Genomic DNA, 13,675 nt, shown 5'->3' with positions numbered 1-13,675 from the left:
AGCCCTACCAGGCCGTCCTCAGGCTCACCGAGGACGGCGTCCGGCCGGCCGGCGGCCCCGGCCGGGAGCGGATGGGCGAGCTGGTGACCGGCTTCGCGGAGCGGGCCGCCGTGACGTTCGGCTGCGCCGGGGGCGGGGGGGGGGGGGGGCGCGGGGGGGGGGGCGGGGGGGGGGGGGGGGGGGGGGGGGGGGGGGGGGGGGGGGGGGGGCGGGGGGCCCCCCCCGGGGGGGGCCCCCCCCCCGGCGCCCTCTGCCCGACCCGGCGGCGGGTGCGCGACCCGTCAGGAGTGCGCGCGCTCCCACAGCTCGGTGACCTTGCCGGAGGCGTCGATCGCCACCTTGTAGTCGCCGACCGAGCAGGGGTAGGAGCCCTTCTCGTTGTACGGCGAGGCGAGGCACTCGCTGATGTGCTTGACCAGGTCGGCCAGGTTGACGTCCTTCGGCGGGGCCAGCACCGAGCTCAGGTGGCCCTTGGCGGTGGGCGCGAACGGGGCGGTCTTCTCGGCGCCCACCGGGTCGAAGCCGACGTCGTTGACGCCGCAGACGTCCTTGGTGTCCTTGTAGACCAGGGCGGTCGCGCTGGTGCCCTTGACCGGGTAGATCCACTTCTGCCCGGCCGGCAGCGGCCCGTGGGTGCAGAAGCCCTCCGGCTCCCCGTCGGCCGTGCCCGACGGCTTGGCGGTCGGCGCCGGCTTGCCCGTCCCGGCGGGGGAGGCCGCCCCCGTGCCGGGCGCGGCCCCGGTCGGCGCGGCCGTGGCGGCGGTGCTCGGCGCGCTGCCCTGGCCCTGGTCCGACGCGTTGTCCGGCCCGCAGGCCGAGAGCCCGAACGCGGCGGCGGCGACCAGCGCGGTGGTGAGCAGTCTCCTGGAAGAAGGCATGACGAATGAACCCCCGTTTAACACATGATCAGATTGAAGGTGCGGCCGACAGACTAGCGCCTCCCCCGCGCCCCCTTCCGGAAGATGTCCGGGGCCGGCTCCGCCCGGCGGCGGAGCCGGCCCCGCCGTTCAGGAGGAGAGCCGCTTCAGGGCAGCGGTGGCGATGCCCTCGACGGAGTTCGGGGCGCCGGCGGCCCGGCCGGTGAGCTCGACGACGGCGACCTTGCTGCCGCTGCGCAGGACCGCGACCCCGCCTCCGGCGACGCCGTCGCCGCTGTAGGCCGGGTACCAGCGGGCGGTACCGCCGGGGACGGTCAGGGTGTGGGCCGCGCCGTAGTGCCAGTGGCCCGCGGGCTCGTCCTGGCAGTCCTGGACGAGCGCGACGAGCTGCTTCTCCCAGGTGGCGGCCTCGGCCCCGGTGGGGGCGCTCGCGGCCGACTCGGTCAGGAGGCCGTCGGTGTCGAAGGTCCAGGCCACGGAGGCGTACGCGGTGGCCCTGCCCTCGGTCAGGTCGCGCATCGTCTCCTCGCCGGAGCACGCGGACAGACCCTGACGCCCGGTCAGCACGACGGTCGCGCCGACCGGGTTCAGCCCCTGCCGGACGGCGTCCTCGCTCTGGACGAGGGCGGCGGAGCCGAGTCCGGGCGCGGGGGCCGCGACCGCAGCCGGACGGGCGGCGCCCTGCGCGGCCCCGTCGGCGGTGGCCGACGGGGTGCCGACGACGCCGACCGTGATCAGTGCGGCGGCGAAGCAGGCCGCGGCGGCGGCGACCCGGTTGCGGCGAACGGACTTCTGCTGGACGGCCTGGTTCTCGGTCATCTGGTCCCCCTGCTGGTCGGGACGCCTGCTGCGTCCTCGTACAACCGGGGAGATGCCGCCGGAGGAGGGAATGTCGGAGCCCCGACCGGCTGTTTCACAGCTGTGACAGAGCGGTCCTGACGACGCGGTCCATCGCGGCCGTCCCCAGGCAGGCGTGGACCTCCAGCACCCCGTAGTGGCTGCCGCTGCGCAGCACGGCGATGCCCCCGCAGGGCTCCTTGCCCTCGGGCGCCCTGCCGGTGGTGTTGAAGGCTCCCGGGTAGAGGCCCATCCAGCTCGCGGTGACGTCCGGGGCGAGCTGCAGCGTCGTGGTCCTTCCGTAGACCCAGTGCCCTGGCGGTTCCTCCTTGCAGGGCACCTCCTCCAGCAGCAGACGCTCGGTGAGGCTCTGCGCCAGGGAAGGGCTCGGGGCCTCGGCGGCGACCTCGCGGGCGACCTGGTCGACGCGGTCGGCGGCCGGCGGGGGGTCGCCCGGGTTGGTGCGGGGGCTGGTCACCAGTTCGCGGGAGTGGGCGCCGGGCCCGCCCAGGGTCTTCTTCTCGCCGGAGCAGGCCGTGTCGGCGTAAACCCCGTCGCCGTACCGGTCGGTGACGTGGATCTGCCCGATGCCCACGTCCGGGCTGAACGCCTCGGGTTCCAGGAGGTTCGCGGTCGTCACCGGCCCGGTCGCATCGGTCGGCGAGGCGGAGTCGGATCCGGAGGCCGAGGACGCGGGCGCCGACCCGCCGGGCGTCGCGGGAGCGGAGGCGGCCCGGGACGCCCCGCCGACCGTGGTGGCCTGCCCCGCTGCCGGGTGGGCGGTGGTGCCGGGTGGCGGCGGCAGGACGAAACGGCCGGTCGCCAGCCCAAGCGCGGCGGCTGCCACCAGGGCGGCGACGGCGGACCGGGGCCGGACGACGGCACGGCCGCCGCCCGCCACGGGGCCGCCGTTCACCGGCCGGGGGCCAGACGCCCGCGCATGAAGCGACGGGCCTGGTGGATGCGGTCCCTGACCGTGCCCAGCGGGGTGTCCAGCTCCTCGGCCACCTGCGCGTAGGTCAGGTCGCCCAGGTCGCGCAGCACGAAGGACTCCACCAGGGTCGGGTGCTGACGTTCCAGCGCGCCCAGCGCCTCCATCAGGTCCAGCCGCGTCCCGGCGATGACGCTGGTGGTGCGCGGGTCGACGGAATCGGGGAGGTCGGCGTGGCTGTCCTCGGCGCGCCGGCGCATCGAGCGGTAGGTGGACCGGGCGGCGTTCGAGGCGATCACCGTCACCCAGCCCAGGAAGGAGCCGCGGCCGCCGTAGTCGCCCAGGTGCGTGCTGATCGACAGCAGCGCGTCCTGCGCGGCCTCCTCCGCGTCGGCGTGGTGCGGCAGGAAGCGCGAGCAGCGGCGCAGCACCACCGGCCGCAGTTTGGCCAGCAGGTACTCCCTCGCCCCCGGGTCCCCCGCCTGAGCAGCCGCCACGAGCCGTTCCAGCTCGCCTTCCTCGAACACCCGGATCCCCCGTTCCGTCCCGCCCGGCACCCCGCTCGTCGAACGGGAGTTCCGCGCTCCCCCCGACTCCGGCAGAATGCTGCCACATGCGCAAGCTCGGCCGTTACCTCCTCACGGAGCGGCTCGGAGCCGGCTCCTTCGCGACGGTCTGGAAGGCCTACGATCCGGAGCTCGACACCGAGGTCGCGGTGAAGGTGCTGGCCGAGAACTGGGCCGCCAACGCCGATGTGCGCGAGCGGTTCCTGGCGGAGGCGAGGCTGCTGCGCCGGATCGCCAGCCCGCGGGTGGTCCGGGTGCACGACGTCGGGGTGCAGGAGGACCGGCCCTACTTCGTCATGGACTACGTACCCGGCGGCACCCTCGCGGACCGGGTCGGGCGGTGCGACCCGCAGGAGGCGCTGCGGCTGGCCGCGGAGGCGGGCTACGCGGTCCAGGTCCTGCACGAGGCGGGCGTGGTGCACCGCGACGTCAAGCCGTCCAACCTGCTGCTCGCCACCGGCCAGGTGCCCGCCGCGGTGCTGGTGGCGGACCTGGGCAGTGCGAAGCAGCTGGCCGACGCGTCCGGGCTGACCGTGACCACGGGCACACCCGCGTACATGGCACCGGAACAGGCCTTCCAGACCGGCGGGTTCGACGGGAGGGCCGACGTGTACGCGCTGGCCGTGGTGGCCTACGAGCTGCTGACCGGGCAGAAGCCGTTCGGCCCCGGCGGGCGCGCCACGGCCCTGATGACCGACCGGCCGACCGCCTCGACGCTGCCGGCGCTCCCGGCCGGAACGGAGCTCCCACCGAACGTCGCCCTGCTGCTGCGGACCGCGATGTCCGTCGATCCGGCGGACCGACCGCCGACCGCCCGGGCCTTCGCGGACGCGCTGCTGGCTCCGGCCCCGCAGCCCCCGCCTCCGCGGCCGGCCCCGGAAGGCCCCGGGTGGCTGACCCCGCGCGCGGTCTTCCTGACGTCGGGCGCGGTGTTCACGGCGACGGCCCTGCTGAGCTGGCTCCAGCGCTGATTCCGACGGTGACCCGGTCCGCACCGCCGGATCCGGGAGCCGGCCACCGGACACGCGATCCGTCAGGACGGAGTGCGCGGCCCGTCCGGGCCTCGCTCCGACTCAGATCCCGACGAGCCGAACCCGGGTGCCGCAGAGCTTCGCCATGTCGTCGACGTCCGACGTCAGCACCGCTACCGGTCCGGGCTGGCGGAGCGCCATCTCGGCGACGGTGGCGTCGATCGCGTACTTGTGGCCGTGCAGGCCGGCCTGCTTGAGCAGTGCCGCAGCGGCCCGAGCCGCCTGTTCGGTGACCGCCTCCACCTTGACCTGGGAGAGAATCCAGTTCAGCCGGGGAGTGTTCACTCGTGCGTGCGCCACCTCCACGATGGTGTTGGAACAGACCACCAGGTCAGCCGCCATGGTGTGGAAGGACCGGAGCATCGCGAGCACGCCCCGGTCCTGCGAGATCCAGGCGGACAACCCCTGGGAGTCCAGGACGACGGTCTCGATGCGGTTGGTCACGCCGCGTTCGCCGAGGACTCGGACTCGGCCGATCCGAAGATCCGGGATTGGGCGGTCGCCAGTTCCTCATCGGTGAACTCGCCGTGCTCGTCCTCGTGGCGGCGTAGTTCCTCCGCGAGCAGTTGGTGACGGATCTGGCGGGCGACGGCTTCCGCCACATAGCCGGAGACGTTGTCGGTGAGCTTCTTGAGCTCGGCCACCTGCTCGGACGGCAGAGTGACCGTGATGCGGGTAGTAGCTGCCATGAGGCGAGCATACTGCGGTGTGCGCCACGTCGGCGGCCGTTGGGCGGCGTAGGGTCGGCCCTATGCGTCTGAGCACCGTGATCCTCCCCATCCACCGGTGGAGCGAGGGGCAGAAGATCTGGCGGCGGGCCGAGGACCTCGGGTTCCACGCCGCGTACACCTACGACCACCTGTCCTGGCGGTCGTTCCGCGACGAGCCCTGGTTCGGCTCCGTCCCGACCCTGACGGCGGCGGCGTGCGCGACCGAGCGGATCCGCCTCGGGACCCTGGTGACCTCGCCGAACTTCCGGCACCCGGTGACCCTGGCCAAGGAGCTGATCACGCTGGACGACGTGTCCGGCGGGCGGGTGACGCTGGGGATCGGGGCCGGCGGGACGGGCTTCGACGCGACGGCGATGGGGCAGGAGGCGTGGTCGCCGAAGGAGCGGGCGGACCGGTTCGGCGAGTTCCTGCCGCTGCTGGACGAGCTGCTGCGCACCGACGCGACGACCCGCGAGGGCACGTACTACTCGGCGGTCGAGGCGCGGAACGTCCCCGGGTGCGTGCAGTCGCCGCGGGTGCCGTTCTACGTCGCCGCGACCGGGCCGCGCGGGCTGCGGCTGGCGGCCGAGCACGGGCAGGGGTGGGTGACGTACGGGGACCCGAAGGGGCCCGCGGACGTGCCGGTGGAGCAGGCGCCCGCGGTGATCGCGCAGCAGATCGCGAAGCTGACGGCGGCCTGCGAGGCGAAGGGCCGGGACGTGGCCGCGCTGGAGAAGGTGCTGCTGCAGGGCTCGACGGCGGAGAAGCCGCTGGCCTCGCTGGACGCCTTCGTCGACTGGGCCGGGACGTACCGCGAGCTGGGGATCACCGAGCTGGTGGTCCACTGGCCGGTGCCGGACTCGATCTTCGAGAACGACCTCGCGGTGTTCGAGCGGATCGCCACCGAGGGCCTCGCCCAGCTCACGTAGTCGGCGGCCGGACGCCCGGCTACGGGTGCGGGCGGGTGCGCTGGGCCGGGAACCGGGACTCGGGGGCGCGGCGGGCGATCTCGGCGAGGGCGTGGAAGAGGACGTCGCCGAGCAGGACCGGCTCGCGCGAGGCCTCGGGCGCGAAGTCGGGTGCGACGTCGGACGGGGAACCGGACGGGGAGCCGGACGGCGGGTCGGGCGGGGAGTCGTCCCGGACGTCCGGCGGGCGGCCGGGGCGGGCGGCGGCGGGCGGGGCGGTCACGGGGTGCTGCTGTCCGAGCTGGCGAGTGGGCATGGCTCTTCCTGCCGACGGGGACACCGTCCACAGTCCTGCCCGCCGCCCCGGGCAGGACACGCCGGCCACCGGGGAATAGGCCGGAAACGGCGCCTCGGGGACCGAAAGCGGGCCCGCGGGCGGACGGCACCCGGCCGTGACGCGGACGGCGGGCGGCCGGGAGGAGTCCGGGAGACGGCCCGCGGGCCCCGCCGGGCGACCGCAACCTCGGCGGTGACCGGCGCCGTACCCATGGGCGAAGATGGACCGGTGACCGAACCGCGCACCGCTCCCCGCCTCATCGCCACCGACCTGGACGGCACCCTGCTGTGCGCCGGCGGCACCGTCAGCGAACGCACCGCAGCGGCCCTGGCGGCGGCGGAGGCGGCCGGGGTGCAGGTGGTGTTCGTGACCGGGCGGCCGCCGCGCTGGATGCAGCAGGTGAGCGCGCACATCGGCGGCCACGGGCTGGCGATCTGCTCGAACGGGGGCGCGGTGGTGGACGTCCGGCGCGGCGAGCTGCTGGAGTCGTTCCCGCTCCCGGCCGCGACGGCGCTGGAGGTGGTGGAGGTGCTGCGGGCCAAGCTGCCCGGCACCTCGTTCGCCTTCGAGTACCCGGCCGGGTTCGCCCGCGAGCCCGGGTACGAGGTGCCGATGTGGGGCGAGGACGAGGACCATCCGATCGGCCCGGCGGAGGAGCTGCTGGGGGCCGGCGGGGCGGTCCGGGGCCTGTTCAAGCTGCTGGCCAAGCACCCGGACCTCGACCCGGACAAGCTGCTCTCGGAGGCCCGGGAGGCGGCCGGGCACCTGGCCGAGATCACCCGCTCGGCGCCGATCCCGCTGCTGGAGATCAGCGCGCCCGGCGTCACCAAGGCCAGCACGCTGGCCCACTGGTGCGCCGGGCACGGGATCGACCGGAGCGAGGTGGTGGCCTTCGGCGACATGCCGAACGACCTGGAGATGCTGGACTGGGCGGGCACCGCCTACGCCGTCGCCAACGCGCACCCGCAGGTGCTGGCGGCGGTGGCGCGGCACACCGTGAGCAACGAGCAGGACGGCGTCGCGGCGGTGCTCGAGGAGCTCCTCGCCCTCCCCCGGAGCTGACGGCCGGGCCCGGCCGGCGGATCCCGGCGGCCGGCTCCGGTCCCGCCGATCCCGGCGGCCGGCCCTACCCGAAGCGGCCGTTGACGTAGTCCGAGGTCCGCTGGTCGCGCGGGTCGCCGAAGACCTGTGCGGTCGGCCCGGCCTCGACGATCCGCCCCGGGGTGTCGTGGGTGGCCAGGAAGAACGCGCAGGTCTGCGAGACCCGCTGGGCCTGCTGCATGTTGTGGGTGACGATCACGATGGTGAGCCGCCCGCGCAGTTCGGCGATGGTCTCCTCGACCCGCCGGGTGGAGGTGGGGTCGAGCGCCGAGCACGGCTCGTCCATCAGCAGGATGTCCGGCGAGACCGCCAACGACCTCGCGATGCACAGGCGTTGCTGCTGCCCGCCGGAGAGCGCGCCGCCCGGGGTGTGCAGCCGGCCGGAGACCTCCTCCCAGAGCCCGGCCCGGCGCAGGCTGGTCTCCACGAGGTCGCGGCGTTCCTCCTTGGACACCTTGATCCCGGCGAGCTTCAGCCCGCTGGCCACGTTGTCCTGGATGGACATCGCCGGGAACGGGTTGGGGCGCTGGAAGACCATGCCGATCCGGCGCCGCACCTCGGCGGGGCGCCGCCCGGGGCGGTAGACGTCGTCCCCCTCCAGCAGCACCTCGCCGGAGAGGGCGGCGCCGCGGACCATCTCGTGCATCCGGTTGAGGATCCGCAGGTAGGTGGACTTGCCGCAGCCGGACGGGCCGATCAGCGCGGTGACCTCGCCGGCCGGCATGGCGAGCGAGACCCGCTCCAGCACCTTGTGGGTGCCGAACCAGGCGGAGACCTCGCGGGTCTCCAGCCCGGCCAGCGGCCCGCCGGGGTGCGCGCCGGGTGGCGTCGGCGGGAGGGTGAGGGTGTCGGCGACCGGGTCCACGGCCCGGGCGCCGGTCGTCGGGCCGGCCGCCGGGAGGTCGGTGATCGGCAGGTCGGTCATCGGTGCATCCGTCATCGGTACGGGCCTCCGGGCGCGCGTCAGTAGAGGTTGGGCAGCAGGGCGGCGGCGTTCTCGTAGACCGCCCAGAGCAGGGCGGCGACCACCGGCGCGGCGCTCAGGTAGGCGGCCGAGCGCCGCCAGTGGCGGGCCAGCAGGAGCGCGCCGACCACCGCCCCCAGCAGGCCGAGCGACCACAGCTGCAGCGCGGCCAGCGCGCCCTTGTCGGCGGCCAGCGCCTTGTCGTAGGCGACGGTCGCCGGCCGTCCGCCGGGGTTCTGCTCCGGGTCGCCGTCCAGCCGGGCGCCGATCATCACGGTGGAACCGGGGATCCAGTCGGAGTCCCCGGTGACCAGGACGAGCCGGTTGCGGACCGGGTCGCTGATCGGGTGGTCGCCGTCGCCGTACACGTTGACGGTGTAGCTGAACTTCCCCTGCCCGGTGGTGGCCTCGATCCGGTCGCCGACCCGCAGCTCGGAGAGCCTGGCGAACGGCGCGCCGAAGGTGGCGCCGCGGCCGAACACGACGGCCACGCCGCCCTGGCCGGGCAGCGCGGTGTCGCGGCGGTGGCCGGGCCCGCGCATGAGGTCCCGGCCGGTGGTGCCCTCGACCACGACGGCCTGGTGCAGCCCGATCGCCGGGATGTCCAGCAGGGCCACCGGGGCGCCGTCGGCGGCCGTCCCGGTGGGTGCGACGGCCCGGGCGAGCTGGTCGCGGAAGGTCTTGTGGGCGGTGGACTGGTAGTGCCGCTCCTGCAGGTGCGAGAGCGTGAACAGGTAGCCGACGAAGCCGAGGACGAGCGCGGCCAGCAGGCTGGCCGCCCAGGCGCCCTGGAGGAAGCGGCGGCGGGCGGGGGTGACGGCGGGCCGGGGTGCCGGGCCCGCGGGCGGTGCGCCGGCGGGCCCGGCCGGCCGCGCGGGGGCGGCGGCCGGCTTCTCCAGCACGGGGGCGGTCACGAGGTGCCGTCCGAGGACTTGCGCCGGCGCAGCAGGCGCCGGCCGAGCAGCGGCGGGACGAGCACGACGGCGAGCAGTTCGACGGCGGTGAGGGTGCTCAGCGTCCAGTCCTCGGGTTTGCCGGCGACCTCGACCACGTTCGCCGCGACCTCGCCGCCGGCCCGGGCGCGGGCCACCACCTGGCCGGTCTGCGGGTCGATCACGTCCTCGGTGGTCGGGTCCTCGCCCGGGGCCGCTCCGCCGGCCGCGTTCGGGTCGCCGGCGGCGGCCGCGTCGCCGCCACCGGCGGCACCCGCCCCGCCGGACCCGGCGGTGCCGCCCGTCCCGCCGGTACCGCCCGCGCCACCGGTGCCGGCCCCGCCGGACCCCCCACCGGTGCCGCCGCTGCCGCCGGTGCCGCCCGCGGCCGTGCCGGCGCCGGTGCGCGCACCGCTCCCGCCACCCGAGCCGCCGGCCCCGCCCGCCGCCGCCGAGCCGCCCGTGCTGCCGGCGCCGCCGGTCGAGCCACCGGAGCCCGAACCTGTCTTGACCGGCTGGCCGTTCTGCACGGTGCAGTCCAGCGGGGTGCCCTGCTTGTCGCAGGGGCTGGGCTGCGGGGCGTTCTTGAGGACGGTCAGTTCACCGGCCGCGTTGAAGGTCGGGTTGGGGCAGTTGGCGAGGGTGTTCGGGTCGACCTTGCTGGCGTTGCCCGGGATGCTCTTGGTCTGTAGCAGTCCGCCGCGGACCAGTCCGCGCGGGATCGGCGAGTAGCCGAGGCCGTCGGCCTCGCCCTGGCCCTCGCAGAGCACGTAGTCGAGGAAGCGGCTGAGCGCGCCGCCCTTGTCGTTGGTGAACCGCGGCGGCGGGGGGAGGGCCGCCCCGGCCCGCGGCACGATCAGGTAGCTGTAGCTGGAGATCGGGTAGGCGCGCGGGTCGTCCATGGTGTAGACGCCGTCGAGGTTCTGCTGCAGGTAGTTCGGGTCGTTCGGCGCGGTGCCGTCGTCGACGCCGCGGATCCTGGCGGCGGTGAGCGCCACGGCCACGTTGGAGGCCGTCGGCAGGGAGTAGTACCCGGCCTGGTTGAGCACCTTCACGACCGGCCAGTTGCTGCGCTTGGCGAAGGCGTACTCGTCGTAGCCGATGGTGCCGACGTTGGAGGAGGCCTTGATGTAGCCGGCCACCACGTCGGAGCCGTTCTGCGCGACCATCCGACCGGAGGACGGGAAGAACTCGGTGTAGTCGCCGCAGGTGACGCCGTTGACCGACGTGCAGTAGTCGTCCCACTGGGCCTTGTGGGTGTGCTCCATCCACCGGGTGAACTGCGCGGTGGCGCCGGAGCCATCGGAGCGGATCACCGGGGTGATCTGCAGGCTGGGCAGGGCCTTCCCGTAGTCGGCGGTGATCCTCGGGTCGTTCCAGTTGGTGATCTTCCCGGTGAAGATGTCCACCACGCTCTGCGGGGAGAGCCGCAGGTCGCGGACCTGCTTGCCGCCGACGACCAGGTTGTACATGAAGGTGGTGCCGCCCGCGGTGATCGGCACGTAGGAGAAGCCGTAGGTGGGGTTCTCCGGCTCGCCGGAGCCGGAGCTGTGGCCGGACTGGCCGAGGCCGGTGTCCGGCGCGGAGCGGAACGGCACGTCGGAGGCGGTGAAGTCGTCCTGGCCGATCGACCACTGGTTGCGGCCGGCCGCCGAGCCGACCGGGTTGAAGTTGATCTGGATGCCCTGCGAGGCGACGTCCTGGCGCCACTGGTCGATCGCCGGACCGGCCCAGCTGGAGCCGTCGGCGCTCAGCGCGACCGCCGCGTACGCCGGGGTGCTCAGCCCGGTCAGCAGGGAGGCCGCGGCGAGCAACAGGGACAGCAGCCCCGCGAGCAGCCGGGCCACGGAGCGCCTTGCGGCCTCCCGGAACATGGGAACTCCTCTGGTACGGAGGGTGGTCGGTCGGGTCGCCGGCACCGGGCCGGCGGATCGGGGCGCCGGTACGGGCCCGGCGGATCGGGGCGCCGGCGCTGGGCCGGCCCGGTGGGTCGCCGGCAGGTCGCCGGTCCGGCCGGACATCAGCGCCTCCTCGGCCGGAGCCCGTACGGGGTGGCGACGGCGTGCGCGGCGGCCGCCTCCAGGCGGCGGGCCTCGCGGGCGATCCGGCGCTTCTGGGCGCGGGTCAGCTGCCCGGGCCGGCGGCCGCCGAGCACCCGTGCGGTGACGAAGAGGATCAGCACGACGCCCATCAGGGTCAGTCCGGCGGCGAAGCCGCGCGCGATCATGCCGTCGTAGGGCTGCTTGACGTAGTTCCAGATGTACAGCGGCAGCGAGACCTGGTGCTCCTCGAACGGGTTGCCGTTGAACTGCGAGGTGAAGCCGGAGGTGAGCAGGACCGGCGAGGTCTCGCCGACGCCGCGCGCCATGCCGAGCACCACGGCCGTCACCAGGCCGGGCCGGGCGGTCGGCAGCACCACGTTCCACACCGTCCGCCACTGGCTGCCGCCCAGCGCGTACGAGGCCTCGCGCAGGGTGCCCGGCACCAGCCGGATGACCACCTCGGCGGCCCGGGTGACGATCGGCATCATCATCACGGTGAGCGCCAGCGAGGCCGCGAAGCCGCTCTTCTCGAAGCCGAAGGTGATGATGACGACGCCGAGGATGAAGAGTCCGGCCACGATGGACGGCAGTGCGGTCATCGCCTCGACCAGGGTGCGCACCGGGCGGGCCATCCGGCCGCCGACCTCGGACATGAAGACCGCCGCGGCGATCCCCAGCGGAACGGCGAACAGCGTCGCCAGGCCCAGCTGTTCGAGCGATCCGACGACGGCGTTGAGGGCGCCGCCCGAGGTGATCGGGTTGAGCGGCCCGGTGTGCTCCATCGACTCGGTGAAGAAGTTGAGGTGCTGGGCGGCCTCGTAGCCGCGGCTCGCCACGTAGCCGATCTGGTCGACGATCAGGGCGACCACGAGCGCGCCGGAGCTCCAGGCGACCACGCCGACCAGGCGGTCCCGGACCATCATCCGGTTCCACTGCAGCCGGCCGAGGCCGTAGTAGCCGAGCAGGAAGAGCAGGTACCAGCAGACCAGGAAGCCGAAGGCGCCGCTGAACGGCAGGATCCGCTCGTACAGCATCCAGACCAGGCCGAGCGAGCCGGTCAGCGCGCCGGCCACGGTGAGGACGTCGTCGCGGGTGACGCCGCCGAGCCGGACCCGCTTCTCGGGCCGGGGCGGGGCGGGCGCCGCGGGCGCCGGGTCGCCGGCGGGCCCGGGCGCCGCGACCGGCGGCAGGTCGAGCGTGGTCATCGGGTGGTCCCTTCACGGTGGGTCTCGCGGTGGGTCGCGCGGGCTGCCCGCCGGTGCGGGTGGCGGTCCTGGTGACGGTCCCGGCGGTGGCCCGGTCGACGGCTCGGGTGGCGGCTCGGGTGGCGGCTCGGGCGGCGGTCCTGGTGACGGTTCGTCATGGTCAGTCCGCCGTCGCCGAGCCGGAGCGGGACCGGTTGATCACGAAGCCGGCCGCCACGTTCACCAGCAGGGTGAGCGCGAACAGCACCAGCCCGGCCGCCATCAGCGCGGAGAGGGAGAGCCGGTCCGACTCACCGAACCGCAGCGCGATCAGCGCGGAGATCGAGTTGGCGCCGTTCTCCAGCACGTGGGTGATGGCCTTGAAGTTCGGCGAGATGATCAGCGCGACGGCGATCGTCTCGCCCATCGCCCGGCCGAAGCCCAGCATCACCGCGCCGATCACCCCGCCGCGGCCGAACGGCAGCACCACGGTGCGGACCATCCCCCAGCGGGTGGAGCCCAGCGCGTAGGCGCCCTCCCGCTCGCCCTGCGGCGCCTGCGAGAAGACCTCCCGGCTGAGCGAGGTGATGATCGGGATGATCATCAGGGCGACCACCACGCCGGCGATGAAGGTGGACGAGGTGTACGAGGTCCCGATGTCACCGGTGCGCACCTTGAGGAAGGGGACGGTGTCGCCGAGGTGGTTGGCCAGCCAGCGGACGAACCCGATGATCCTCGGCTGCAGGAAGAACAGGCCCCACAGGCCGTAGACGATGCTGGGGATCGCCGCCATCAGGTCGACCAGCGAGATCAGCGCGGCCCGCAGCCGCACCGGCGCGTACTCGGCGATGAAGACGGCCGTGCCGAGCGCCACCGGGACGGCGATGACCAGCGCGATCACCGCGATCAGCAGGCCGTTGGGCAGGACGGCGGCGATGCCGAAGTTGTGGGCGGCGGTCTGCCACTTCTGCTCGGTCAGGAAGGACCAGCCGACGACCCGCAGGGCGTCGGTGCCGCGCAGCACCAGGAAGAAGGCGATCAGCCCCATGATCGCGAAGACCGAGAGGCCGGCTAGCCGCAGCACCCCGCGGAAGACCCGGTCGCCGGGGGTCGCGGGGGAGGTGATGGCGCGCGGGACGTCGGGGTCGGGGCGGCCGTCGCGGCGCGACGGTGCTCCGTCGTGCGGTGCCGCGGGCTCGGCGGCGGCTGTCATGGTCTGCTCTCCGTGCTCGGGAACGGGGTGCTCGGGAACGG

Annotated in this window: 15 protein-coding genes; 3 read left to right on the top strand and 12 right to left on the bottom strand. The window is 74.5% G+C overall.

Annotation, left to right across the window (positions count from 1 at the left end; genetic code table 11):
- Positions 1–281: 281 nt before the first annotated feature.
- The 4 genes from ACIA8Q_RS28040 to ACIA8Q_RS28025 all read right to left on the bottom strand — a co-directional run bounded on the left by ACIA8Q_RS28040 (position 282) and on the right by ACIA8Q_RS28025 (position 3,173).
- Complete coding sequence (locus ACIA8Q_RS28040) at positions 282–878, bottom strand: hypothetical protein (RefSeq protein WP_360213239.1); 597 nt, start codon at positions 876–878, stop codon at positions 282–284.
- Between the two features lie 129 nt (positions 879–1,007).
- Positions 1,008–1,697, bottom strand: a complete 690-nt coding sequence (locus tag ACIA8Q_RS28035; RefSeq protein WP_360213241.1) for a hypothetical protein — start codon at positions 1,695–1,697, stop codon at positions 1,008–1,010.
- Between the two features lie 94 nt (positions 1,698–1,791).
- Positions 1,792–2,631, bottom strand: a complete 840-nt coding sequence (locus tag ACIA8Q_RS28030; protein WP_396317895.1) for a hypothetical protein — start codon at positions 2,629–2,631, stop codon at positions 1,792–1,794.
- Positions 2,628–3,173, bottom strand: coding sequence for an RNA polymerase sigma factor (locus tag ACIA8Q_RS28025; protein WP_396317894.1), 546 nt, complete (start codon positions 3,171–3,173; stop codon positions 2,628–2,630). The genes ACIA8Q_RS28030 and ACIA8Q_RS28025 overlap by 4 nt, the downstream gene beginning before the upstream one ends.
- 86 nt (positions 3,174–3,259) lie before the next feature.
- Here ACIA8Q_RS28025 and ACIA8Q_RS28020 point away from each other — a divergent pair, with 86 nt between their 5' ends.
- A complete protein-coding gene (locus ACIA8Q_RS28020) occupies positions 3,260–4,183 on the top strand; it encodes a serine/threonine-protein kinase (RefSeq protein WP_396317893.1) in 924 nt (307 codons plus the stop codon).
- 102 nt (positions 4,184–4,285) lie between these two features.
- On the opposite strand, the gene ACIA8Q_RS28015 is transcribed toward ACIA8Q_RS28020, so the two are convergent.
- A complete protein-coding gene (locus ACIA8Q_RS28015; RefSeq protein ID WP_387905116.1) occupies positions 4,286–4,687 on the bottom strand; it encodes a DNA-binding protein in 402 nt (133 codons plus the stop codon).
- Positions 4,684–4,932 carry a hypothetical protein gene (locus ACIA8Q_RS28010; RefSeq protein ID WP_387905114.1) on the bottom strand — a complete coding sequence of 83 codons (249 nt, stop codon included), beginning with the start codon at positions 4,930–4,932 and terminating at the stop codon, positions 4,684–4,686. The genes ACIA8Q_RS28015 and ACIA8Q_RS28010 overlap by 4 nt, the downstream gene beginning before the upstream one ends.
- Before the next feature lie 62 nt (positions 4,933–4,994).
- Between ACIA8Q_RS28010 and ACIA8Q_RS28005 the strand changes: the two genes are divergently transcribed.
- Positions 4,995–5,882, top strand: coding sequence for an LLM class flavin-dependent oxidoreductase (locus tag ACIA8Q_RS28005; protein ID WP_387905113.1), 888 nt, complete (start codon positions 4,995–4,997; stop codon positions 5,880–5,882).
- A gap of 19 nt (positions 5,883–5,901) precedes the next feature.
- Here the strand turns inward: ACIA8Q_RS28005 and ACIA8Q_RS28000 are convergent, their stop codons facing one another.
- The gene (locus ACIA8Q_RS28000) at positions 5,902–6,177 is read right to left on the bottom strand and encodes a hypothetical protein (RefSeq protein ID WP_360211912.1); all 276 of its coding nucleotides are present in this window, start codon (positions 6,175–6,177) and stop codon (positions 5,902–5,904) included.
- 231 nt (positions 6,178–6,408) lie between these two features.
- Between ACIA8Q_RS28000 and ACIA8Q_RS27995 the strand changes: the two genes are divergently transcribed.
- Positions 6,409–7,260, top strand: coding sequence for an HAD family hydrolase (locus ACIA8Q_RS27995; RefSeq protein ID WP_396317892.1), 852 nt, complete (start codon positions 6,409–6,411; stop codon positions 7,258–7,260).
- Positions 7,261–7,324: 64 nt separating this feature from the next.
- On the opposite strand, the gene ACIA8Q_RS27990 is transcribed toward ACIA8Q_RS27995, so the two are convergent.
- The 5 genes from ACIA8Q_RS27990 to pstC form a co-directional block, all read right to left on the bottom strand.
- Positions 7,325–8,239 (bottom strand): phosphate ABC transporter ATP-binding protein, encoded by a 915-nt coding sequence (locus tag ACIA8Q_RS27990; RefSeq protein WP_363365354.1) that lies wholly within the window; start codon positions 8,237–8,239, stop codon positions 7,325–7,327.
- A 23-nt stretch (positions 8,240–8,262) separates the two neighbouring features.
- Entirely contained in the window at positions 8,263–9,177 is a 915-nt protein-coding gene (locus tag ACIA8Q_RS27985; protein WP_387905107.1) for a class E sortase, read from the bottom strand.
- Positions 9,174–11,069: a phosphate ABC transporter substrate-binding protein PstS gene (locus tag ACIA8Q_RS27980; RefSeq protein ID WP_396317891.1), complete on the bottom strand. Its 1,896-nt coding sequence runs from the start codon at positions 11,067–11,069 to the stop codon at positions 9,174–9,176. Before ACIA8Q_RS27980 ends, ACIA8Q_RS27985 begins: the two co-directional genes overlap by 4 nt.
- 146 nt (positions 11,070–11,215) lie before the next feature.
- Positions 11,216–12,442: a phosphate ABC transporter permease PstA gene (pstA, locus tag ACIA8Q_RS27975; RefSeq protein ID WP_360211922.1), complete on the bottom strand. Its 1,227-nt coding sequence runs from the start codon at positions 12,440–12,442 to the stop codon at positions 11,216–11,218.
- Positions 12,443–12,602: 160 nt separating this feature from the next.
- Positions 12,603–13,634: a phosphate ABC transporter permease subunit PstC gene (gene pstC, locus ACIA8Q_RS27970; protein ID WP_360211924.1), complete on the bottom strand. Its 1,032-nt coding sequence runs from the start codon at positions 13,632–13,634 to the stop codon at positions 12,603–12,605.
- Between the last annotated feature and the right edge of the window lie 41 nt (positions 13,635–13,675).

The organism is Kitasatospora sp. NPDC051705, assembly GCF_044453265.1.
Classification (GTDB): Bacteria; Actinomycetota; Actinomycetes; order Streptomycetales; family Streptomycetaceae; genus Kitasatospora.
The sequence above is the reverse complement of the archived record's forward strand: the minus strand, read 5'-3'. Positions and strand labels throughout refer to the sequence as shown.

Bases quoted from the DNA above. Each gene is read 5' to 3' on its own strand.
- ACIA8Q_RS28040 (WP_360213239.1), bottom strand. From the start codon at position 878: ATGCCTTCTTCCAGGAGACTGCTCACCACCGCGCTGGTCGCCGCCGCC.
- ACIA8Q_RS28035 (WP_360213241.1), bottom strand. From the start codon at position 1,697: ATGACCGAGAACCAGGCCGTCCAGCAGAAGTCCGTTCGCCGCAACCGG.
- ACIA8Q_RS28020 (WP_396317893.1), top strand. From the start codon at position 3,260: ATGCGCAAGCTCGGCCGTTACCTCCTCACGGAGCGGCTCGGAGCCGGC.
- ACIA8Q_RS28010 (WP_387905114.1), bottom strand. From the start codon at position 4,932: ATGGCAGCTACTACCCGCATCACGGTCACTCTGCCGTCCGAGCAGGTG.
- ACIA8Q_RS28005 (WP_387905113.1), top strand. From the start codon at position 4,995: ATGCGTCTGAGCACCGTGATCCTCCCCATCCACCGGTGGAGCGAGGGG.
- ACIA8Q_RS28000 (WP_360211912.1), bottom strand. From the start codon at position 6,177: ATGCCCACTCGCCAGCTCGGACAGCAGCACCCCGTGACCGCCCCGCCC.
- ACIA8Q_RS27995 (WP_396317892.1), top strand. From the start codon at position 6,409: ATGGGCGAAGATGGACCGGTGACCGAACCGCGCACCGCTCCCCGCCTC.
- ACIA8Q_RS27990 (WP_363365354.1), bottom strand. From the start codon at position 8,239: ATGACGGATGCACCGATGACCGACCTGCCGATCACCGACCTCCCGGCG.
- ACIA8Q_RS27980 (WP_396317891.1), bottom strand. From the start codon at position 11,069: ATGTTCCGGGAGGCCGCAAGGCGCTCCGTGGCCCGGCTGCTCGCGGGG.
- pstA (WP_360211922.1), bottom strand. From the start codon at position 12,442: ATGACCACGCTCGACCTGCCGCCGGTCGCGGCGCCCGGGCCCGCCGGC.
- pstC (WP_360211924.1), bottom strand. From the start codon at position 13,634: ATGACAGCCGCCGCCGAGCCCGCGGCACCGCACGACGGAGCACCGTCG.